Raw genomic sequence first — 23,494 nt, 5'->3', positions numbered from 1 at the left:
TCTGTAATATGGAGGAATCCTCATGAAAATAATAAAAATGTCCGTAGATACCTTCTGGAAGGGCGAAGTACGGGTACAGGGACAGATTGAGGATGAGACAAAGGTATATCAGACAAGAATTTTTATCAAGGGTAGTCAGATCTATGACTACTCTTGTTCTTGTGCGGAGGGAAATTCATTCCGGGGTCCCTGCGTGCATGCAAAAGCGCTTCAGGAGGCGTTTGCCCGCCAGCAGAAAGCCGAGCATACACCGCCGGTTTCGACTTCGCCGGAGATCCGGATGATGATCCGGGAGTACACGAACCGGGAAGTAGCGCGGATTCTGGGCGAGGAAGAGCGGGAACCGGTCTATCTGCATCCCTATTTACAGATCCGGCGCGGCGAAGTGCTTTTGGAGGCACGGATCGGACGGGAAAAACGGTATATTGTGAAAAACCTGCTGGAATTTGCACAGGCGGTTCACAGCGGAAAACGGGTGGAATACGGAAAAGGCATGGCGTTTGAACACGTCCCGTCTGCCTTTGCGCCGGAAAGCCGCCCATTTTTAGATCTTCTGCTGGAGGAGGCGGACGCCTACATACGCCATTATGAGGAGATGCGCGGTCATGCGGGGCTGCCGCTTCCGGTGATGCGGGCGTTAACGCTGGGATCTGCAGCGAGGGATCGGCTGTTTGATCTTTTAGAGGGAAAAGAAGTCCAGACGGAGGACGAGAAAGGTGCTGAACGTGTGTGCCGGGTTGAGCGCAAGGATCCGCGTTTCCCGGTGGAGGTGGAAGCAAGGGGCGATGGAATTGCGGTTACGGTTCCATCGGCTCTAACTTCGTTCCGGGGAGAACAGCGTCTGTATGTGGCAGATGGATTGCATCTGTTTGGATGCAGTGAACTGTATACAGAAACGATGGGCGTTTTCCTGGAGCAGATGGAACAGGGCGGAAGAGAGTGTGGAAGCCGGAAAGAGAAGCGGGAGCTGCTGGTTGGAAGCCGGGATATTCCGCTCTTTTATGCGCGGGTGCTGGAAGGCATGGAGGCACTTGGGATCTTGCAGAGTCCGGAGATCGATTGGGAGAAATACCGCCCAGAGGCGTTGAAAGCCCGGTTTGAGTTTGACAGTGATTCGCCGGACGAGCTGCGTCTGCGTCCGACGCTTTCCTATGGAGATTTTACGTTTTCGCCGCTGGCGGACGAGCATGTTCCGCGGGAGATCTGCCGGGATGTACCGGCGGAATTTTATATCAGCCGCCTGATCACGCGGTACTTCTCTTACTGGGAGGATGAGAGCGGCGAGCTGGTGATCCGCGGGGATGAAGAAGCGCTGTACCAGGTTCTGAGCGAGGGAATGCCGCAGTTTCAGGAGGTGGGAGAGGTATGGCTGTCAGAGTCTGTCCGCCATCTGCGCGTCCTGCCCCCGCCGGAAGTGTCGATGGGGGTTTCTCTTGGAGGCGGTTGGCTGGATCTGAAGATTGAGACGGCGGGAATCGACCCGGCGGAGCTTTTGCAGGTACTCAGTGAATACCGCCAAAAAAAGAAATATTACCGCATGAAAAATGGCGAATTTTTGCAGCTCTCGGGCGGCGGTCTGCAGGCGCTTGACAGCCTGACTGCGGATCTGGGACTGACAAAGAGTGAATTTCAGGCGGGGGAGGCGAAGATACCTGCCTACCGTGCTTTTTATCTGGACAGTCTCTCGGGCGACGGCAGGATGAAACTGTTTCAGCGGGATGAAGCCTACGGGATGATGGTGCGCGATCTAAAAACGGCGCAGAGTGTCAGCTATGCGGTTCCGGCGGTGCTGGAAAAGACGCTGCGGGAATACCAGAAGATCGGATATACGTGGATGCGGACGTTGGCGCGGTATCATTTCGGCGGGATCCTGGCAGATGATATGGGACTGGGAAAAACGCTGCAGGTGATTGCGCTTCTGACAGCATTTTATCAGGAAAAAACCGAGCAGAAAGCGGCTGGAAATGAAGGCAGTGGGTCAGAATTACCTCTTCCGTCTTTGATCGTCTGCCCGGCGTCGCTCGTCTACAACTGGGGACAGGAATTTGCCCGGTTTTCGCCGGGGATCCGCGTGCTTCTGATTGCCGGGACGGCGAAAGAACGGCAGGAACAGCTGGAGGAGCAGATGCGGATGGAGGCGTCTGAGGGGGCGCAGGTGATCATCACGTCCTATGATCTGTTGAAACGGGATCGGGAGGCGTATCTGGGACGCACGTTTGAATATGAGATTATTGACGAGGCGCAGGTCATTAAAAATGCAAAGACACAGGGCGCGAAGGCGGTAAAGGAGATTTCGGCGAATGCCCGTTTCGCTCTGACGGGAACGCCGGTGGAAAACCGGCTCAGCGAGCTTTGGAGCATTTTTGATTTCCTGATGCCGGGATTTTTATACAGTTACCGGAAGTTCCGTGAGCGGTATGAGCTGCCGATCGTGAAAAATCAGGATCCGGAAGCATTGACGGCACTGCGGCGGATGACGGGACCGTTTGTCCTGCGCCGCTTGAAAAAGGATGTGCTGCGGGAGCTTCCGACCAAGGAAGAGAGGATCGTTTATTCGGCGGCGTCGGGGCGGCAGCAGAAGCTTTATACGGCGTCGGCGTTGAAACTGAAAGAGGCGCTGGCTGGCGGCGCGTGGTCGGGTAATGGAAAATTGGAAGTGCTTTCCCAGCTCATGCGGCTGCGCCAGATCTGCTGCGATCCGGCACTCTGTTTTGAAGATTATACGGGGGAATCGGCGAAGCTGGAGACCTGTGTTTCGCTGATCGCATCGGCGTCTGCGGCGGGACATAAGATCCTGCTCTTTTCCCAGTTTGCCTCGATGCTGGAGCGGATTCGGGAACGCCTTTTACAAGAGGGCATTTCGTCCCATCTTCTGGTCGGCGCGACCCCGAAGGAAGAACGCAGCCGGATGGTGCAGGCGTTTGCCTCGGATGAGGTTCCGGTGTTCCTTATTTCCCTGAAAGCCGGGGGAACGGGACTCAACCTGACGGCGGCGGATATCGTGATTCATTACGATCCGTGGTGGAATGTGGCAGCGCAGAACCAGGCGACCGACCGCGCGTACCGGATTGGGCAGGAAAAGCCGGTCACGGTATACAAACTGATCTTAAAGGATACGATAGAAGAAAATCTTTTGAAGCTGCAGAATGCGAAGCTTGCGCTGGCGGCGCAGGTGGTTTCAGAGGGAATGGTTTCACTGGGCGATTTGAGCCAGAATGAACTGATGGAGCTGTTTGAACAGAATCCATAAAAAAATTTGCAGAAATAACGGGCAGGAGGAAAAAGCGTGAAGCAATGGAAACGATACAAATCATATATACTGCCATATAAGAGCGCCTTTATTCTGGGACCGCTCATGATGGTAACGGAGGTGCTGGGTGAGATTCTGCTGCCCAAATTTATGTCGATGATTATTAACCATGGCGTGGCGCAGAAAGACGGCGGATACATTCTCAAAATGGGACTTGTGATGGCGATTACCTCCTTTTTGATGGCGGCAGGCGGCATTCTGGGGGCATATTTTGCAGCGAAGGCGTCGATTTCCTTTACCAGCGATCTGCGCCGCGACTTATTTGCCAGAGTGCAGCAGTTTTCATTTAAAAATATCGATACGTTCAGCACGGGATCACTGGTAACCCGTCTGACGAACGATATCCAGCAGGTACAGAACCTGGTTATGATGGGACTTCGGATGATGCTGCGCGCGCCGGGCATGTTTCTGGGGGCGCTTGTGATGGCGTTCTGGATGAATGCGGAACTGGCAGCTGTCATCCTGGTGGTGATTCCGCTTCTGACGGCGGCGATCGTCTGGATCCTACGGACTGCATACCCGCGGTTTACGGCCATGCAGAAAGCGCTGGATACACTCAATAGCGGCATCCAGGAGGTGCTGACGAACGTGCGGGTGGTGAAATCCTTTGTGCGGGAAGACTACGAGGAAAAGCGGTTTGCCGGCACGAACCGGGAGCTCAAGGAGGCAGGGCTGCGGGCGCTGAAGATCGTAATTGCGACGATGCCGGTCATGATGTTCGCGATGAATGTGACGACACTGGCAGTTGTCTGGTTCGGCGGAAACCTGATTATCGGCGGACGGATGGCGGTCGGGGATCTGACGGCATTTACGACCTACATTGTACAGATTCTGATGTCACTTATGATGCTCTCAATGGTATTTTTGCAGAGTTCCCGCGCGATGGCGTCCATCCGGCGAATCGATGAGGTGCTGGATGAGCCGATTGATCTGAGCGATGAAAATGCATCACAGAAGGATCGGAAGGTTGAGAAAGGACGCGTGGAATTTAAGAATGTTTCCTTTTCCTACCGCGCTGGCGGTGAGCCGGTTCTATCCCACATCAGCCTGACGGCAGAGCCGGGAGAGACGATCGGCATCCTCGGTGCGACCGGAAGCGGAAAAACGTCGCTGGTACAGCTGATTCCCCGCCTCTATGATGTGACAGAGGGGAGTGTGCGGGTGGATGGTATCGATGTGCGGGAGTATTCCCTGAAAAATCTCCGGGACGGCGTTGGCATGGTTTTACAGAAAAACGTCCTGTTTTCCGGCACGATCGAGGAAAACCTGCGCTGGGGTGATGAGACGGCGACGGAGGAAGAAGTGCGGCGGGCAGCAGTGTATGCGCAGGCAGATTCCTTTGTGAATTCGTTTGCCGAAGGCTACAAAACGGAGATGGGACAGGGCGGCGTCAATGTATCCGGCGGTCAGAAACAACGGCTGTGCATCGCAAGGGCACTCTTAAAGAAGCCGAAGATCCTGATTCTCGACGACAGCACCAGTGCGGTCGATACGGCAACGGAGGCGGCGATCCGGACGGCATTCCGGGAAGATTTGAAAGATACGACGAAATTTATTATCGCACAGCGGCTGAGTTCGCTGGAATACGCGGATCGGATTCTCGTCCTTGAGGACGGCAGGATTATCGGAGAGGGAACGCAGGAGAAGCTGCTGGCATCCTGTGAGGCGTACCGGGAGATCTATGAGACGCAATATGGAAAACGGGCAGACGGGGAGGGGATGGCATGATGGATGAAAAACAGATTGAAAGCCTGAAACGCCGATATGGCAGCCGCATAGCCGACGCGCCGAAACGCCGCCGGGGACCGGAACGGATGGCGGTCATGAAGGGCGGAAAGCCCAAGGCGGGCGGTCAGACGATGCTGCGCCTGCTTTCATACTTAAAACGCGACCGGATGGCGATGACAGCCGCCTTTTTCTGTGTGATCCTGGGGACGGTGACGAATCTGGTGGGCGCCTATATGCTGCGCCCGATCATCAATCGGTATATTGTGCCTTTAGATGGCAGCCGGGGCGATGTGGCGGGGCTGTTCCGTTCCCTGTGCGTGATGGGAGCGGTTTATTTAGTCAGCGTTGCCGCTTCCTATATGCAGTCGCGCATCATGCTGCAGGTGGCGCAAAACGCGCTGCAGCGGCTGCGGGAAGAGCTGTTTAACCATATGCAGACGCTTCCGCTCCGGTTTTATGATACCGGCAGCAACGGCGATCTGATGAGCCGTTTTACAAACGATGTGGATACGATCGGCATGATGCTCAGCAGTACGCTGGTGCAGCTTTTATCCGGCGCACTCAGTATTGTGGGAACGCTGGTCCTGATGATTTACACGAACGTGTGGCTGACGGTGATTACGCTTGCCATGATGCCGGTGATGCTGCGTGCCGGTAAATTTGTTGCCGGACGGAGCCAGAAATATTTCTCTGCTCAGCAGGCGGCGCTTGGCGCGATGAACGGCTATATCGAGGAGACTGTGCAGGGGCAGAAGGTCGTCAAGGTATTCTGCCATGAAGAGATCGCAGAGGAAGAATTTGGATGGCTCAATGCGGATCTGAAAGAAAAACAGATCCGGGCTCAGTTTTTCGGCGGTGTGATGGGACCGGTCATGAACAATTTAAGCCAGCTAAATTATGGACTGACAGCCTGCATTGGCGGTCTGCTCTGTGTGTTCCGGAACTTTGATGTCGGTGGACTGACCGTATTTTTAGGTTTTTCGCGGCAATTTTCCAGACCGATCAACGAGCTTTCCATGCAGGTTGGAAACGTATTTTCGGCGCTGGCAGGCGCGGAGCGCGTGTTTGCAGTGCTGGATGCGGAACCAGAGGCGGCAGATGCGTCGGATGCGGTTTCGATCGCGCCGATCCGCGGTGAGGTGGTGCTTGACCATGTGACTTTCGGCTATGAGCCGGGGCAGGTGATTTTGAAGGATATTTCGCTCTATGCGAAGCCGGGACAGAAGATCGCCTTTGTCGGCTCGACGGGAGCCGGAAAAACGACGATCACGAATCTGATCAACCGTTTTTATGATATACAGGGCGGCTCGATCACGGTGGACGGCGTCGATGTCCGCCGGATGCACCGGAAGGAGCTGCGGGAAAATATCGCGATGGTTCTGCAGGATACGCATCTTTTTACCGGCACGGTACGGGAAAATATTCGATACGGGCGGCTGGATGCCACGGATGAAGAAGTTGTTGAGGCGGCAAAAACGGCATCGGCGCATTCCTTTATCATGCGTCTGCCGGATGGGTATGACACGATGCTGGAGGGCGACGGTGCAAACTTAAGCCAGGGACAGCGCCAGCTATTAAACATTGCGCGGGCAGCAGTTTCTAAAGCACCGATCCTGATTCTGGATGAGGCGACGAGTTCGGTCGATACGCGGACGGAGAAGCACATCGAGCACGGCATGGACCGGCTGATGGCGGACCGGACGACCTTTGTCATCGCCCACCGGCTTTCGACAGTCCGCAACGCCAATGCGATCATGGTGCTGGAGCACGGGCAGATCATTGAGCGCGGCGACCATGAAGATCTGCTGGCGCAGAAAGGGCGGTATTTTGAGCTGTATACCGGAATGAAGGAGCTGGAATAAGGCTTTCGTTGAGAATTAAATGAGAATTTGTTTCCTGTACGCGTGAACTCACCTATATTGAAAAACGGATGGATCTAGTGTATAATGGGAACACTTGAAATTTTGTAACTGTTCAGTGGGTCTGCACATTTACTGCGCGTGACTGTGAAGGTGCTGAACGGTTACGAAATTTTTAAGTAAAATCGAGTCACGGAACCTGGAAAGTCGAGATGGATCCGTGGCAAATTTCGTACCGTGAGGAGGAATATCTATGAGTATCCGAGTTGGAATTTTAGGATATGGAAATCTGGGACGCGGCGTGGAGTGTGCGATCCGCCAGAATCCGGATATGGAACTGAAAGCAGTATTTACACGGCGTGCGCCGGAAACGGTCAAGATCCTGACCGAGGGCGTACCGGTTTATCATGTAGATGAGGCAGAGGCGAAGAAAGACGAGATCGACGTTTTGATTCTCTGCGGCGGTTCGGCTACAGATCTGCCGGTCCAGACCCCGAAATATGCACAGTGGTTTAACGTAGTGGACAGCTTCGATACCCATGCAAAGATTCCAGAGCATTTCGCAGCAGTCGATGAGTCCGCACAGAAATCCGGAAAGGTTGGCATCATCTCCGTTGGCTGGGATCCGGGTATGTTCTCCCTGAACCGTCTCTATGCAGCTGCATGCCTGCCGGAGGGCGAAAATTATACATTCTGGGGCAAGGGCGTCAGCCAGGGACATTCCGATGCGATCCGCCGGATCGAGGGCGTCAAGGATGCCAGACAGTACACAATCCCAGTTGAGAGTGCACTGGAGGCAGTCAGAAGCGGCAGCAGCCCAGAGCTGACCACCCGCGAAAAACACACCAGAGAGTGCTTTGTTGTGGCAGAAGAGGGCGCGGATCAGGCAAAGATCGAGAATGAGATCAAGACCATGCCGAACTACTTTTCTGATTATGACACAACGGTTCATTTCATCACCGAAGAAGAACTGAAACGCGATCACAACCGTCTCCCGCACGGTGGTTTCGTACTCCGCAGCGGTAAGACCGGCTGGAACAAAGAGAACCACCATATCATCGAGTACAGCTTAAAGCTGGATTCCAACCCGGAATTTACTTCCTCCATCATCGTGGCATACGCACGCGCGGCATACAAGATGAACCAGGAAGGCCAGAAAGGCTGCAAGACCGTCTTTGATGTGGCACCGGCGTATCTGTCGGCAGAGAGTGGGGCAGATCTGCGGAAGAAGTATCTGTAAAAATTTATTAAATAAAAATAGAAAGCGTCTGGAATGCAGAAGATCTGCATGACAAGATGGATTCTGTGACGCACGGCGTATGCAAAGACGGCGTTAACTGGAAACCGGCGAAGCTGGTCAACGATTTAAAGAGAAGATACAAAAAGAATCAAGCGGTAGCTGGAGGATCTGAATGTCCTTCGGCTACCTGTTTTTGTAATAAAATTGTAATAATTTCAAATTTTCCTTTCAACTTGTATTGTCGCTTAAAATGAAGTAAAATGTAAGACAGATTTGCATGATTTGTACCTGCGCAGCACTGGCAAAATCCGTTAAAGTCCGCGCAATGAGTGAACGTAACTTTACGTTTGCGGGAGCTGGCGGGTAGGAGAAAAGCGAAAATACATACAGGAAGGACAATATACGATGAATAAATGGAAAAAATCCGTGCGTTCCCTCTGCCTGGGAATGGCACTTATGATGTCTGTGTCATGGACGGCATTTGCTGCGACAGACGGGGCGACCGGTCCGGGACAGGCGGCAGGAGGCACGGTCTCCGGCGCAGTTCCTTCGGGAGCAACGGTTACTTCACAGAATGCAGCTCAGCCGACGGTGGCAGCGCAGGGCGCAGTGCTCTATGATGCGACGCACAACCAGTTCCTGTTTTCCAAGAATGCGGATACGCAGTATTATCCAGCCAGCATCACGAAGCTGATGACGGCGCTTCTGGTAGCGGAAAACTGTAAGCTGAGTGATACGGTAACCTTTTCCCAGACGGCAGTTTCGAATCTGGAATCGGGCGCGGTGACGCTGCAGGTCAAGGCGGGCGATACCTTTACGGTTAAGGACTGTCTCTATGGTCTGCTTTTAAAATCGGCAAATGAGGTGGCAAACGGACTGGCGGAGCATGTGTCCGGCAGTGTCAGCGCGTTTGCGGATAAGATGAATGAGAAGGCAGCGTCCTTAGGATGCACGCATACGCATTTTGCAAACCCGAACGGTCTGAATAATGCGAACCATTTTACAACCGCACATGATATGGCGCTGATTGCAAATGCTGCATTCAATAATGCGACGGTGCGTCAGGTTGCATCGACCCTGCATTACGATTTCCCGGCGACTGCCAGCGTGCCGACGGTGCGGACGCTTACGATGGGACATAAGATGCTCAATCCGGCAAATTCCCAGTACTATGAGGGAATCATAGGTGGAAAGACCGGTTATACCTCCCTGGCAGGCAACACGCTGGTAACGTGTGCAGAGCGAAATGGCGTGCGCCTGATTGCAGTTATTTTAAAGAGTTCGCAGACCCATTATGACGATACGAAAAAGCTGCTGGACTATGGTTTTGCGGTGGCGGGAAGCGCATCCGGCACACCGGCTGGCACGAACACCTCGGTATCGGATGCGGCGAACAACAGTACGTCAAATTCCAGCAAGCCGTCCGGCAATACGACCAGCAAAAATACCTCTTCTTCCGGCAGCCAGGGTGGACCGGGTAGCTCTGGAGCTGGCAATACAGCTGCTCAGGGCGACGGTGCGTGGCAGCAGTTTGGAAATGAATGGAAATACCTGAAAGCAAACGGAACCTACGCGGCAAATGAGAGTCTCCTGATCAAGGGGGAGACATACTATTTCCATGCAGATGCGTGGATGGCGCGTGACTGGCAGATGGTAAACGGCTCCTGGCATTATTATACCGAAAGCGGGGCTATGGCGAAGAGCCGCTGGATTCAGACGAATGGATACTGGTATTATGTGAGTGCTGACGGAGCATTGTTTGTCAATGGAACGACACCGGACGGATATAGAGTCGATGCGAATGGTGTCTGGATTCAGAAATAAAGAAGAGCATAAAACGGAGCCGACCGGCAGAAAAGACTGGGGCGGCTCCGTTTTTCACAGCTCTGCGGCCGCAAAAAGACCGGCGGCACAGCTGGCAGATGGGGGCGATGTTATTATAGTGTGATCAATTCATACTCCCGGCTTCCCAGACCGATCTTCTCCGCGTGTGCCAGGCAGCTTTTCCACTCAGATTCTGGTGTGGAATTTGTGAAATGGTCATGGTGATCGTGGAAATCCGGATCAGCAAGATGTTTTGCAAGCTGGCTGCCCGGCATCGGAGCAGCGGCCAGACAGGCGTCCACACAGGCCTGATCGAGTGCCAGCGGATCGAAAGAAGCAAACATACCAAGATTTGGAAGGATCGGTACGTCATTTTCACCGTGGCAGTCGCAGTTCGGGGAGACGTCAACGACCAGGGAAATATGGAAGTTTGGACGTCCATCCACAACGGCTTTTGTGTATTCCGCCATACGGCAGTTTAACAGCTCGTTGGCTGCGTTGTTGTCAAATTCGATTGCGTCAAAATTGCAGGCACCGAGACACCGTCCGCAGCCGACGCAGTGCTCAGCATCCACGTGCATTTTTCTGGAGGCTTCATCGAAAACGAGACCGCCGTTGGCACATTCCTTCTGACAGCGGCGGCAGCCCCGGCAGAGCTTTTCCTTGACGTGTGGTTTTCCACTGCTGTGCTGATCGGTCTTACCGGCGCGAGAACCGCAGCCCATGCCGATATTTTTGATCGTACCGCCGAAGCCGGTCATCTCATGTCCCTTGAAATGGGTCAGGCTGATAAAGACATCGGCGTCCATGACGGCGCGGCCGATCTTAGCTTCTTTGATGTATTCGCCTCCGGCCACCGGAACAGCGATGTCATCGGTGCCTTTTAATCCATCACCGATGATGATTGGACATCCAACAGTCAACGGGGTAAATCCGTTTTCCCAGGCGCATTCCAGGTGCTCGAGCGCATTCTTGCGGCTGCCTGGATACATCGTATTGCAGTCTGTTAAAAATGGTTTGCCGCCCAGCTCTTTGATGACATCAACAACGGCTTTGGCATAATTCGGACGCAGATAACTGATATTTCCAAGTTCACCAAAGTGCATCTTGATAGCGACAAATTTACCATCCATATCGATGGAACCGATCCCGGCTTTACGGATCAGTTTTTTTAATTTGGCAGGGAGACCGTCGCCAAATGCAATGGTGTGGAAATCTGTAAAATATACCTTTGCTTTTTCGTTTTTTGACATATGAATACCTCCTGATAGATGGCTTTTTTTGATTTTTTTCTCAGTCGAGAAGACGCCCACCTCTTTAGGTGGCGAGTAATAGTAAAGTGATAAAAATATCAATTCTATTATACCGGAATCGGGTGGATGTGTCAAAAATTTACTTTTCTTTTTAATGTAGTTCCTATATAATAAAAAAATATGGAAAAAGCAGATTTCAGCTGCAGGGAGGATTCTGGCAAGATACCTGTATCTGGAAACCTGCTTTTGAAAATACGAGGGGACTTGTCTGCATAGAAGGGACAGTGACCCGGGCAGGAGATGACAGTATGAGAAATGCACCGGTTATCTATATCGTGGTGCCTTGCTACAACGAAGAGGAAGTTCTGCCATTGACGGCAGAATTTTTAGGTAAAAAATTAGATGATTTAACCCGCAGCCGCCGGATTCATCCGGGAAGCCGGGTGCTGATGGTAGACGACGGTTCGAAGGATAGAACGTGGAAGCTGATCGAGGAACTCCATGAGAAGGACGAGCGATTTGCAGGTGTGAAGCTGAGCCGCAACCGCGGTCATCAGAACGCGCTTTTAGCCGGGCTTTTTGAGGCGGCGAGACGGCGGTGTGACGCGGCGATCTCGATGGATGCCGATCTGCAGGATGATGTGGACGCATGCGACGCGATGATCGAGCGGTATATGGCTGGCTGTGACATCGTGTACGGTGTGCGTCGTCACAGGTCGACGGATACATTTTTTAAGCGTACAACAGCGCTGGGATTTTATAAGATTATGAATGCGCTGGGAGCGAACACCGTGTATAATCATGCGGATTACCGCCTGATGAGCCGGAGGGCACTGGAAGGGCTGGCGGAATTTTCGGAGGTCAATCTGTTTCTGCGCGGGATTGTCCCGATGATCGGCTATCCGTCCGATGTGGTATATTATGACCGTAAAGAGCGGGCAGCAGGGGAGAGCAAATATCCGCTGAAAAAGATGCTGGCTTTTGCGATCGAGGGCATCACTTCGCTGAGCACAAAGCCGATCCGGATGATTACGTTCATGGGAATTGCGGCATTTTTTGTCAGTATTGGATTCCTTATCTGGGCGGTGGTTGATTTCTTCCGGGGCAATACGATCACCGGCTGGGCGAGCATGATGGTATCGCTCTGGTTTATCGGCGGACTGCTTCTTCTCTCGGTCGGAATCGTCGGAGAGTATGTCGGAAAGATTTATCTGGAGTCGAAGCACCGCCCGCGCTATATCATTGAGAGCCGCACGCCGGATCGCATCCGCGAGCGTGAGAAAGGGCGCAGCCGGAAACAGGAGATGCCAGGAGAAAATTTGCGCCGCAGCCGTGCAGAAGCACGGGAACTCCAGATATCAAAAAGAAGAGAAGCTGTGCAAAAACCGGAGCAGGAGTGAAATAGCTCTAAAAAATAGCTCTTAAAAATTCAGGAAACACTTGACAAACCCGGAAAATGGGTGTATCTTCATAAACAAATAATTCCTATCAGGAATAAGGGAATATAAGCTGAAAGGGGACAGGTCCGATGCGTCAGAGTAAAGCCATGCAGATGAATATGATGATGAACGGCATGTGTATGATGTGCTGTCATATTTGTGTGCATGAAAGACGGAACGGGCTGGTCGGATAGACCTGTAAGTATAGCATAGAAAGCCGCGATCCGTACTGGATTCGCGGCTTTTTTGTGTCATAGGAAATTCCTTGAAATTCCTTATGACACAAAAAGGCACTAACTGCTTCCTGTGACAGAAAAACAGTAGTGGCATCTTTTATGCGACAGGGTATCAATGCTGTATATTCGGAAAAAGAGAGGGGAAAAGACCATGGAGCAGAGAAAGGAAGCGATCATCTGCCTGGAAGGACTGGGAAAGCAATTCCAGACAACGAACGGAACGGTGACCGCGTTAGATGATATTAACCTGGAAATCCTGAAGGGCGAGATTTTTGGAATTATCGGTCTGTCAGGTGCAGGAAAGAGTACGCTGGTCCGGTGTATCAATTATCTGGAGACACCGACGGCGGGACGGGTTATTTTTGAGGGACAGAACCTGTCGATGATGAAAGAGTCGGAGATTCGGAAAGCCAGACAGTCGATGGGGATGATTTTCCAGCAGTTCAATCTTCTGGCACAGAGAAATGTACTCCAGAATGTGTGCTTTCCGATGGAGATTGCCGGTGTCCCGAAAGCAGAGGCGAAGAAACGGGCGGCTGAGCTTTTAAAATTAGTCGGTCTGGAAGAACGGATGAAGGCATATCCGGCACAGCTCTCCGGCGGACAGAAGCAGCGTGTGGCGATTGCGCGTGCGATGTCCACGAACCCGAAGGTGCTGCTTTGCGATGAGGCGACGAGTGCGCTCGACCCGAACACGACAAAATCGATTTTGGAGCTTCTCAAGAAGATTAATCGCGAACGCGGCATTACTGTGATCGTGATTACCCATGAGATGGCGGTTATTGAGTCTATCTGCGACCGTGTGGCGATCATCGACCACAGCCACATTGCAGAGTCTGGCAGGGTATCAGAGATTTTCTCCGGTCCAAAGTCGGAGATTGGGCGGCAGCTGATTCTCGGTGAGACGGCAGGGCAGAAGACAAGCTTTGCCAGAGCGCGCCAGATCCGCGTTATTTTCAATGGACAGGAATCCTCGGAGCCAATTATTTCCAATATGGTATTAGCCTGCAAGGTTCCGGTCAATATCCTTCTCGCGGATACCCACGATATCGGGGGCAAGGCGATGGGACAGATGCTTCTGCAGCTCCCGGAGGACGAGGTAGATGCAGGGCGTATCTGCAATTATTTAAAAACGGTCGGTGTGACCTATGAGGAGGTGCGCTAAGATGGTATTTGATGCGAAGACAGTCAGTATGCTGGTAAAAGAGACCTGGAGAACCTTATATATGGTAGGTCTTTCTTCCCTGATTTCTTATTTGATCGGCATTCCGCTCGGCGTGGCGCTGGTTGTAACCGATAAAGACGGCATCCGTCCGGTGCCGCTGTTCAACAAAGTGGCGGGCGTGATTGTCAACCTGCTCCGTTCGGTGCCGTTTATCATCCTGTTAGCGATGGTAATGCCGCTGACCCGCGCGATCGTGGGAAAGACGATCGGAGCAAATGCGGCAGTTGTACCGCTGGTAATCGCGGCGTTCCCGTACATCAGCCGTATGGTAGAGGCATCATTAAAGGAAATTGATGCAGGCGTGATTGAAGCAGCAAAATCAATGGGCGCTTCAACCTGGCAGATTATTTTCAAGGTGCTGCTTCCGGAGTCCAAGCCGTCCCTGTTAGTCGGCGCAGCGATTTCGATCACGACAATCCTCGGATATTCCGCGATGGCAGGCTGTGTCGGCGCCGGCGGTCTGGGCGATGTGGCGATCCGATATGGATACCACCGTTATCAGGCAGATATGATGCTGGTTACCGTTGTGATTCTGGTTATTATCGCACAGCTGATTCAGGAGATCTTTACGCGGAGTTCGAGAAGAAGTGATAAGAGAATCCGTTAATAAGATATTTACAGAAATGAAATGCAGCCTATCGTCTGTGGCAGATGCAGGACATTTCTGAAATATAAATTTAAAGTACCTGTTCAGTAGGCAAAAATCCCATTGCCGTAGGCAATTTTTAATGGATTTTTGCGTGTGACTGTGAAGGTACTGAACAGTTACAATTTAAACACACAAAGAGGAGGAAATCACTATGAAAAAATCATTCTTAGGAACCACATTCCTGGCACTGCTGGCAGCTGCATCCTTAGCAGGCTGCTCTTCCAGCTCGAATGAGACAACTGCTGAGACCGCTGCAGAGGCAGCAGAGGAGACTACCGCAGAGGCAAAAGAGGCAGACGGCGATCTGGAGAAGCTGGTAGTAGGCGCAAGCCCGGCACCGCATGCTGAGATCCTGGAAGCTGCAAGAGACCTTCTGGCAGACAAGGGCTACGATCTGGAGATCGTAGAGTATACTGATTATGTACAGCCGAACAACGCACTGGAGTCCGGCGATCTGGATGCAAACTACTTCCAGCACAAACCATATCTGGATACCTTCAATGAGGAGAATGGCACTCACCTGGTAAGTGCAGGTGCAATCCATTATGAGCCATTCGGCATCTACGCAGGCAAGAGCGATTCTTTAGATGAGCTGGCTGACGGCGCAGAGGTTCTGGTGCCAAACGATGTAACCAACGAGGCAAGAGCACTTCTGCTTCTTCAGGATCAGGGTCTTCTGACACTGAAAGAGGATGCAGGTCTGACCGCAACTATCAATGATATTACAGAGAACCCGAAGAACCTGGATATCGTAGAGCTTGAGGCAGCACAGCTTCCGCGTTCCTTACAGGATGCTGATATCGCAGTTATCAACGGCAACTACGCAATCGAGGCTGGTTTAAAGGTAACCGATGCTCTGGCAGTAGAGGCTTCTGATTCTCTGGCAGCTCAGACATACGGAAATGTCGTAGCAGTCCGTGAAGGTGACGAGGAGAGCGACAAGACAAAAGCTCTGATGGAAGTCCTGACAAGCGATGATATCAAAGAATTTATCGAGACGAAGTACGATGGAGCGGTTGTTCCGCTGTTTTAATTGACGGCAGGAATTTGATTACAGCAATGAAATGGGGAAGAGGCGGATGCTTTGCGGTGAAAACCGCAGGCGGAGTCCTCTTCTTTCGATTTATGGGAATGTGCGTCAGATGCAAAACGTTTTGCGTGAATTTTTTAGAATCATGTGATAGAATAAAACAAAAAAAGGGATAAAGGTGACAGGTGGGTGATAAGAATGGAAATTCATATACAGAATAGGAAAAAGGGCTTTACGCTGGCGGAGCTTTTGGTAGTCGTTGCGATTGTTGCCATTTTAGCTGCAATTTCTATTCCTATTTTCACCAGGCAGCTGGAGGCCAGCCGGGAGGCCACGGATCTTGCCAATGTCCGTTCTGCCTATGCAGAGGTGATGGCAGCGGTCATGATTGAGGATACAGAGAATGAAGTGAAGGTTGTAAAGCTGAAGCAGAAAAAAGCAAAATGGCAGTCGCATGACCCGGTGACGATAGGTGGAGTGATGCATTATAATGATCAGGGTGATACGGCCAACTGGATTGGTTATCCGGTTCCAGGTGGGGAATGTGAAGTTTCCTATCAGCCAAATTCGGGAGTGCTTTTTAACTGGAAAGGTAAAAATGGTACAGGCGGTTCGGAACAGAAATATACGTTTAATATCAATTGCGATATGCATGCGCCCTTGAATAACAGCGGCGTATTGGAAATGCTGGGTAATAACAACAATTTTGAAATTGATTCCAACTGTACAAAATCCAATATGCTTCCAAAGATACAGGCAAAGATTGAGGAGGACAGCCTGTTAAAAAAGGGAACCTGGGCCTATCTGGGAGATGCGAAGGATAAGTCGAAGCGATATTTATTTTGGACATCTGTAGATATATCATCCGATTCGGTTGGTGCAGGAAAGAAGATACCGGTTATTATCAGTACAGCAGATGGAAGGTTTTATATTTCAGAAACAACTACCGCTATTCGAAAGAATGCAGCTGGTAATTATGTAGCAATCGCCGATCATCTAACTCCAAAACAGTATACGGAATATCTTTCGAAGGATAAAAAGTATGAGAATCTGCAGGAGGCATATGATGCATACGCAAAGCTGGTGACGGATGGGACGTATCAACAATATAAGGATACGTTGCCGAAATAGGGGCTGTGCAGCTGTTACAGCTGGGCGTCTTTAAAGTGGGAAGAGCCAGGGCATATGTTACTGTTCACGCATACGTGCCCAGTAACGGAATTTGCCGTGGCTTCGCATTTAAATACGGCAAATTCCTGCTGCCACCATGTTTTCTTACGGCACTTTCGGTTCCAAAAGTGCCTACCTGTGAACAGTAACGGGCATATATCATTTACCAACCTGTGCCGAAAACCTTGACATTTTCCTGAAAAACCTCTATGATAACAAGGAACTGAAAAATGAAAGGCAGTGAAGAAGAGGAGTACACATAGAAGCCCTGACAGAGAGAACCGCGCAGGTTGAGAGACGGTTCCGGGAAACGGATGTGGAAGGTAGCTTCGGAGCCGGATTTCTGAAAAACCGCGTTCTGCTATGACTTAGGAATGTTGTGAAAGAGAGTGGTGGATAAGAGATCCCGGGAGTTCCCGTTATAGAATCAAGAGGATTGGGGTAAAGTCTGGATGTGTGCAAAGAAAACACCGGCAGGCGGAAATCCTGATTGAATTAAGGTGGTACCGCGTATATGACGCCCTTTGCAGATGATATGTCTGCAAGGGGCTTTTTCATTTCATAGGAAATTACGTCCTATGAAACAAAAAACGCTCCGCGAGGATGCGCACTCGCGCGAAGCAGAAACATGTCGCAAGCGACCGCGCTCGGCGCGAGAATGTGCCAAGGCACATTCTTTTTCATAGGAAACGCGCTTCGGAAAGGACAAAACAGATGAAAAAACAGGGTCCGCTGACAAGCTGTGATACGTGCGGCAATTATGTCTATGACGATGATTATGGGTATTATCTGTGCGAGGCAGATCTGGATGAGGACGAGATGGCGGCATTTTTAAGCAGCCAGCGTTTTGTCTGCCCGTACTACCAGACGGATGATGAGTACAAGATTGTCCGGAAACAGATGTAAGAAACTGCATCGGAAATTACACAAAATGAAGGTAAACAAGATGCGGTTCATGATAGAATGCGAGGATAAACAGCATTTGATGAGTTAAAACACAAAAGGAGAATCGATCAATGAAAGAACTGGAAAAGACATATAATCCGGCGGATATTGAAGATCGCCTGTATCAGAAATGGCTGGACAGCAAATATTTCCACGCCGATGCAGAGCGTGGACGCAGAAACGGCAAGAAGCCGTTCACGATTGTGATGCCGCCGCCAAATATTACCGGACAGCTTCATATGGGACATGCGCTGGATAACACCATGCAGGATATCCTGATCCGTTACAAGAGAATGCAGGGCTATGAGGCACTGTGGCAGCCGGGTACCGACCATGCGGCGATCGCAACGGAGGTTAAGGTTATCAATAAGCTGAAAGAGCAGGGCATTGACAAGCATGATCTGGGTCGTGAGGGCTTCCTGGAGAAAGCATGGGAGTGGAAAGAAGAGTACGGCAGCCGTATCGTAAAACAGCTTCACAAGCTGGGTTCCTCCGCTGACTGGGACCGCGAGCGTTTCACGATGGACGAGGGCTGTTCCGAGGCGGTTCTGGAAGTATTTACCAGACTGTATGAAAAAGGTTATATTTACAAGGGATCCCGTATCATCAACTGGTGCCCGGTCTGCCAGACTTCCATTTCGGATGCCGAGGTAGAGCATGAGGAGCAGGACGGCTTTTTCTGGCACATCAATTACCCGATCGTCGGCGAAGAGGGACGTTTCGTCGAGATCGCAACCACCCGTCCGGAGACGCTGTTAGGCGATACTGCGGTAGCTGTCAACCCGGAGGATGAGCGCTACAAGGATATCGTAGGCAAGATGTTAAAACTGCCGCTGACCGACCGAGAGATTCCAGTCATCGCGGATGAGTATGTAGATAAAGAGTTCGGTACCGGCTGCGTAAAGATCACACCGGCACATGACCCGAACGACTTTGAGGTAGGAAAACGCCACAACCTGGAAGAGATCTGCATCATGAATGACGATGCAACCATCAGCGTACCGGGCAAATATCAGGGCATGGACCGCTACGAGGCGAGAAAAGCCATGGTAGAGGATCTGAAGGAAATGGGACTTTTAGTCAAAGTCGTTCCGCATTCCCACAACGTAGGTACTCACGACCGCTGCGGCACAACCGTAGAGCCGATGGTAAAACCACAGTGGTTTGTCAAGATGGAAGAGATGGCGAAACCGGCGGTAGAGGCACTTAAATCCGGCAGACTTAAATTCGTTCCGGAGAGCTTCGGAAAGACCTATCTGCACTGGCTTGAGGGCATCCGTGACTGGTGTATTTCCCGTCAGCTCTGGTGGGGACACCGGATTCCGGCTTATTATTGTGATGACTGCGGCGAGATGACTGTTGCCAAGAGCGCACCGGCGGTATGCCCGAAATGCGGCGGCACCCACCTGCATCAAGATGAGGACACGCTGGATACCTGGTTCTCCTCCGCCCTGTGGCCGTTCTCTACGCTCGGCTGGCCGAAGGACACACCGGAATATGAATATTTCTATCCGACCGATGTGCTGGTAACCGGATACGATATCATTTTCTTCTGGGTTATCCGTATGGTATTCTCCGGTCTGGAGCAGACTGGCAAAGAGCCGTTCCACACCGTCCTGATCCACGGTCTGGTACGCGACTCCCAGGGACGCAAGATGAGTAAATCCCTTGGAAATGGTATCGATCCGCTTGAGGTTATCGACAAGTACGGCGCCGATGCACTTCGTATGACCCTGATGACCGGTAACGCACCGGGCAACGATATGCGCTTCTATTGGGAGCGTGTGGAAGCCAGCCGTAACTTTGCAAACAAGGTATGGAATGCATCCCGTTTCATTATGATGAACATCGAAAAAGCGCCGGTAACGGATGTGAAGCTTTCTGACCTGCAGATGGCTGACCGCTGGATCCTCTCCAAGGTCAACACGCTGGCAAAAGATGTTACCGAGAACATGGATAAGTACGAGCTGGGAATCGCTCTCCAGAAGGTTTACGATTTCATCTGGGAGGAGTTCTGCGACTGGTACATCGAGATGGTAAAACCGAGACTCTGGTCCGAGGAAGACACCACCAAGGCAGCTGCACTCTGGACCCTGAAAACGGTTCTGATTCAGTCCTTGAAACTGCTGCATCCATATATGCCGTTCATCACCGAGGAAATCTTCTGCAACCTGCAGGATGAGGAACCGTCCATCATGATTTCTTCCTGGCCGGAGTACAAGGATGAGTGGAATTTCGCAGACGAGGAGAAAGCTGTAGAGACGATCAAGGATGCAGTCCGCGCGATCCGCGGCGTCCGCACATCCATGAACGTACCGCCGAGCAAGAAGGCAAAAGTATACGTTGTATCCGAGGATCCGGAAGTTCTGGCCATCTTCGAGCACAGCCGTGTATTCTTCGCAACTCTTGGCTATGCGAGCGAGGTTGTCCTTCAGAAGGACAAGAGCGGAATCGCAGACGATGCCGTATCGGCTGTGACTGCAAAGGCAACCATCTATATGCCGTTTGCAGAGCTGGTGGATCTGGACAAGGAGATCGAGCGTCTGACCAAGGAAGAGGAGAAGTTGAAAAAAGAGCTTGCCCGTTCCGAGGGCATGTTAAGTAATGAAAAGTTCGTCAGCCGCGCACCGGAGGCAAAGATTGCCGAAGAGCGTGAGAAGCTGGAGAAATACCGCCAGATGATGGCACAGGTACAGGAGCGCCTGGCACAGCTGCGGAAATAATAGAAGACGAAGTAAAAGGCAGTATGGAAGGACGTCTGTCTGATATGTGAAATAAGCCAATGTGTATGGGGAAAATTATATGCATTGGCTTATTTTCAAAAAATGAGGAAATCTGCATGAAAAGGGGGCGGGAAGTTACTGTTTACACATGTCTGAACAGTAACGGCGGGAATACTAATAATACTTATTATAGGAATCGAAATGGCGTTTTTAGTGGAAATGTGATAAGATACAGATATCTGTATTAAAACTATGATGCCATTTTGATTTAGGAGGGGTTAGAGAAAACATGAAATCATTGCAGGCGCGTTATCTGGATCGACTGGCAGAGCTTTACCCGACGATTGCAGCGGCATCGACGGAGATCATCAATCTGGAATCGATCTTAAATCTGCCGAAAGGAACGGAACATTTCCTGACCGATATCCATGGGGAATACGAGGCATTTTCTCATGTATTGAAAAATGGTTCCGGTTCCGTCAAGCGAAAGATTGACGATGTATTTGGAAATACCCTGAGCCGTCAGGATAAGCAGTCACTGGCAACCCTTATTTACTATCCGGCGGAGAAAATGAGCCGGATTCTGCAGACGGAGAAGAACCCGGATGACTGGTATAAGATCACACTCTATCGTCTGATTGCGGTCTGCCGCCGGGCAGCGAGCAAGTACACGCGTTCGAAGATCCGCAAGGCGCTTCCGAAGGAATTTGCCTATGTGCTGGAAGAACTTCTGACTGAGCGCGGTGATCTGCAGGACAAGGAATCCTACTACGATGCGATCGTCCAGACGATTGTCCGTGTGGGACGGGCGAAAGCCTTTATCATTGCGCTAAGTGAGCTGATTCAGCGACTGACGGTCGATCATCTTCATATCGTGGGTGATATCTATGACCGAGGTCCGGGACCGCATATCATCATGGACAAGATGATGACCTATCATTCGATTGATGTCCAGTGGGGCAATCACGATGTGCTCTGGATGGGCGCGGCAGCGGGGCAGATGGGTTGTATTGCAAACGCAATCCGTATCTGCGCGCGATATGGAAACCTGGATATTTTGGAGGATGGTTACGGCATCAACCTTCTTCCATTGGCAACCTTTGCGATCAATACATATGGGGATGACCCGTGCACCTGCTTCCAGTTAAAGGGCAGTGACTCTTACAGTGCGTCTGAGCGCGAGATGAACCAGAAGATGCACAAGGCGATCTCGATCATCCAGTTCAAGGCGGAAGGGCAGATCATCAAGCGCCATCCGGAATTTGGCCTGGAGAAACGAAATCTTCTGCATCATATTGATTTTGAACGCGGTGTTCTGGAGCTGGGCGGCAAAGAGTACAAGATGCTCGATATGAATTTCCCGACCGTAGATCCGAAAGATCCATATGCATTTACACCGGAAGAAGCAGATATTATGGAACGTCTGGAACGTGCATTCATGAACTGCGAGAAGCTGCAGCAGCATATGAAATTCCTGCTGGCGAAGGGAAGTCTCTATAAAGTATACAACAATAACCTTCTCTACCATGGCTGCGTTCCGTTAAATAAGGACGGTACCTTCAAGGAGGTAGAGATCTACGGCAAGCAATATAAGGGAAAGGCGCTGTACGATATTCTGGACAATTATGTCCGCAAGGGATTTGTCGCGGTCGATAAGGCAGAGCGGGAAAAAGGCAGGGATATGATGTGGTATATCTGGCTGAATGAAAATTCCCCGCTGTTCGGCAAGGACAAGATGGCAACGTTTGAACGCTATTTTCTGGCAGAAAAAGAGACACATAAAGAAGTAAAAAATCCGTATTACGATATGCTGGAAAATGAGGAAGTGCTTGACCGCATTCTCCGTGAATTCGGTCTGGAACCGGAGGGCGCGCACATCATCAACGGTCACGTCCCGGTCAAATCCAAAGACGGCGAGAGCCCGCTCAAATGCGGCGGTAAGCTTCTCGTCATAGACGGTGGTTTCTCAAGAGCATATCAGAAAGAAACCGGCATCGCGGGGTATACGCTGATATACAACTCCTACGGTCTGATTCTGGCCGCGCACGATCCGTTTGAGTCCACCGAGGCGGCGATCGAAAAGGAGAGTGACATCCACTCCGAGAGCCGTATGGTCAAATGGGTGCCGGAGCGCAAGTGTGTCGGAGATACCGATATCGGACGGGAACTGAAGGAGAAGATCAAGGATCTGGAAAAATTGCTAAATGCGTACTATAGCGGTGCGATCGCGGAGAAATTTACGCGGTAGATCATTCGCCAGACAACGGATGTAAATGGAAATCACGTAAGTGATCCGATTGCAGTGAATGCTGTAGAGGCATATATTCGGAAATCAGAGAGTGTAAAATGAAAAGGAATACGGCAATGACATAATATGTATTATGTCATTGCTGCATTCCTTTTTTTATAAATTCTTTACTATTATACTTTAAAATATTACAAATCGCAACCGCAATGCAAATTTAAGTGTTGCATTTTTTTGTTTTGAAAATAATGTAATCAGAAAATCAACGTTTTCCTTTTTTCTTTTCTCTCATCGGCTGTAAAAGTCCTCATATCACGGCACACTGTATATGACATGATACATATTATGTCATATACAGGGACATATATGAAGCAGGAAAATCTGGTTGGCAGGAAATATGGACATCTTTTGGTTATAAGACAGAGCGAGAAGAAGACAGGAGTTCACCGATACTGGGTGTGCCAATGCGATTGCGGAAACATCTGTCTGGTTTACGGAACGCATTTAAAAAGTGGACATACAAAAAGCTGCGGCTGTTACCGCAGAAAAAGGCAGACGCATGGATGGCTGGATCTGACGGGAGAACAAAGCGGCGCTGAGAGCGAAGGGAGAGAATAG

Annotated in this window: 15 protein-coding genes and 1 other annotated feature; of the genes, 14 read left to right on the top strand and 1 reads right to left on the bottom strand. The window is 50.9% G+C overall.

The genetic code is table 11. The features are described 5' to 3' along the window. The first annotated feature begins 22 nt into the window (after positions 1-22). The 5 genes from DWV73_RS02975 (at position 23) to DWV73_RS02955 (ending at position 9,961) form a co-directional block, all read left to right on the top strand. On the top strand, positions 23-3,250 hold the full coding sequence (locus DWV73_RS02975) for an SNF2 helicase associated domain-containing protein (protein ID WP_117795609.1): 3,228 nt from the start codon (positions 23-25) through the stop codon (positions 3,248-3,250). 105 nt (positions 3,251-3,355) lie between these two features. Further along, positions 3,356-5,038, top strand: a complete 1,683-nt coding sequence (locus DWV73_RS02970) for an ABC transporter ATP-binding protein (protein ID WP_117795802.1) — start codon at positions 3,356-3,358, stop codon at positions 5,036-5,038. After that, positions 5,035-6,900, top strand: coding sequence for an ABC transporter ATP-binding protein (locus tag DWV73_RS02965; protein ID WP_106999992.1), 1,866 nt, complete (start codon positions 5,035-5,037; stop codon positions 6,898-6,900). Before DWV73_RS02970 ends, DWV73_RS02965 begins: the two co-directional genes overlap by 4 nt. A 250-nt stretch (positions 6,901-7,150) precedes the next feature. Then, positions 7,151-8,137, top strand: coding sequence for a diaminopimelate dehydrogenase (locus DWV73_RS02960; RefSeq protein WP_117795607.1), 987 nt, complete (start codon positions 7,151-7,153; stop codon positions 8,135-8,137). Between the two features lie 405 nt (positions 8,138-8,542). Next, complete coding sequence (locus DWV73_RS02955; protein WP_117795605.1) at positions 8,543-9,961, top strand: D-alanyl-D-alanine carboxypeptidase family protein; 1,419 nt, start codon at positions 8,543-8,545, stop codon at positions 9,959-9,961. Positions 9,962-10,074: 113 nt separating this feature from the next. Here DWV73_RS02955 and DWV73_RS02950 read toward each other — a convergent pair whose 3' ends face one another. Further along, entirely contained in the window at positions 10,075-11,214 is a 1,140-nt protein-coding gene (locus DWV73_RS02950; RefSeq protein ID WP_117795603.1) for a DUF362 domain-containing protein, read from the bottom strand. A 308-nt stretch (positions 11,215-11,522) separates the two neighbouring features. Between DWV73_RS02950 and DWV73_RS02945 the strand changes: the two genes are divergently transcribed. The 9 genes from DWV73_RS02945 to DWV73_RS02900 all read left to right on the top strand — a co-directional run bounded on the left by DWV73_RS02945 (position 11,523) and on the right by DWV73_RS02900 (position 23,494). Beyond that, positions 11,523-12,614 carry a glycosyltransferase family 2 protein gene (locus tag DWV73_RS02945; RefSeq protein WP_117795601.1) on the top strand — a complete coding sequence of 364 codons (1,092 nt, stop codon included), beginning with the start codon at positions 11,523-11,525 and terminating at the stop codon, positions 12,612-12,614. A gap of 426 nt (positions 12,615-13,040) precedes the next feature. Beyond that, on the top strand, positions 13,041-14,054 hold the full coding sequence (locus DWV73_RS02940) for an ATP-binding cassette domain-containing protein (protein ID WP_117795598.1): 1,014 nt from the start codon (positions 13,041-13,043) through the stop codon (positions 14,052-14,054). Between the two features lies 1 nt (position 14,055). Beyond that, positions 14,056-14,721 (top strand): methionine ABC transporter permease, encoded by a 666-nt coding sequence (locus tag DWV73_RS02935; protein ID WP_022358729.1) that lies wholly within the window; start codon positions 14,056-14,058, stop codon positions 14,719-14,721. Between the two features lie 193 nt (positions 14,722-14,914). Then, positions 14,915-15,796 carry a MetQ/NlpA family ABC transporter substrate-binding protein gene (locus tag DWV73_RS02925; RefSeq protein WP_117795596.1) on the top strand — a complete coding sequence of 294 codons (882 nt, stop codon included), beginning with the start codon at positions 14,915-14,917 and terminating at the stop codon, positions 15,794-15,796. A 195-nt stretch (positions 15,797-15,991) separates the two neighbouring features. Then, on the top strand, positions 15,992-16,924 hold the full coding sequence (locus tag DWV73_RS02920) for a type II secretion system protein (RefSeq protein WP_207661035.1): 933 nt from the start codon (positions 15,992-15,994) through the stop codon (positions 16,922-16,924). Between the two features lie 270 nt (positions 16,925-17,194). Continuing rightward, positions 17,195-17,491 (top strand) — a binding site (T-box leader). A gap of 186 nt (positions 17,492-17,677) precedes the next feature. Further along, entirely contained in the window at positions 17,678-17,869 is a 192-nt protein-coding gene (locus DWV73_RS02915) for a DUF6472 family protein (RefSeq protein ID WP_107000412.1), read from the top strand. 110 nt (positions 17,870-17,979) lie between these two features. Then, positions 17,980-20,631, top strand: coding sequence for a valine--tRNA ligase (locus DWV73_RS02910; RefSeq protein ID WP_117795594.1), 2,652 nt, complete (start codon positions 17,980-17,982; stop codon positions 20,629-20,631). A gap of 289 nt (positions 20,632-20,920) precedes the next feature. Next, positions 20,921-22,879, top strand: a complete 1,959-nt coding sequence (locus tag DWV73_RS02905) for a fructose-1,6-bisphosphatase (RefSeq protein WP_117795592.1) — start codon at positions 20,921-20,923, stop codon at positions 22,877-22,879. A gap of 363 nt (positions 22,880-23,242) precedes the next feature. After that, positions 23,243-23,494, top strand: coding sequence for a hypothetical protein (locus tag DWV73_RS02900; protein ID WP_117795590.1), 252 nt, complete (start codon positions 23,243-23,245; stop codon positions 23,492-23,494).

This window comes from Clostridium sp. AF12-41, assembly GCF_003461685.1.
Taxonomy (GTDB): Bacteria; Bacillota; Clostridia; order Lachnospirales; family Lachnospiraceae; genus Otoolea; species Otoolea fessa.
This window is presented reverse-complemented; position numbering and strand designations above follow the sequence as displayed.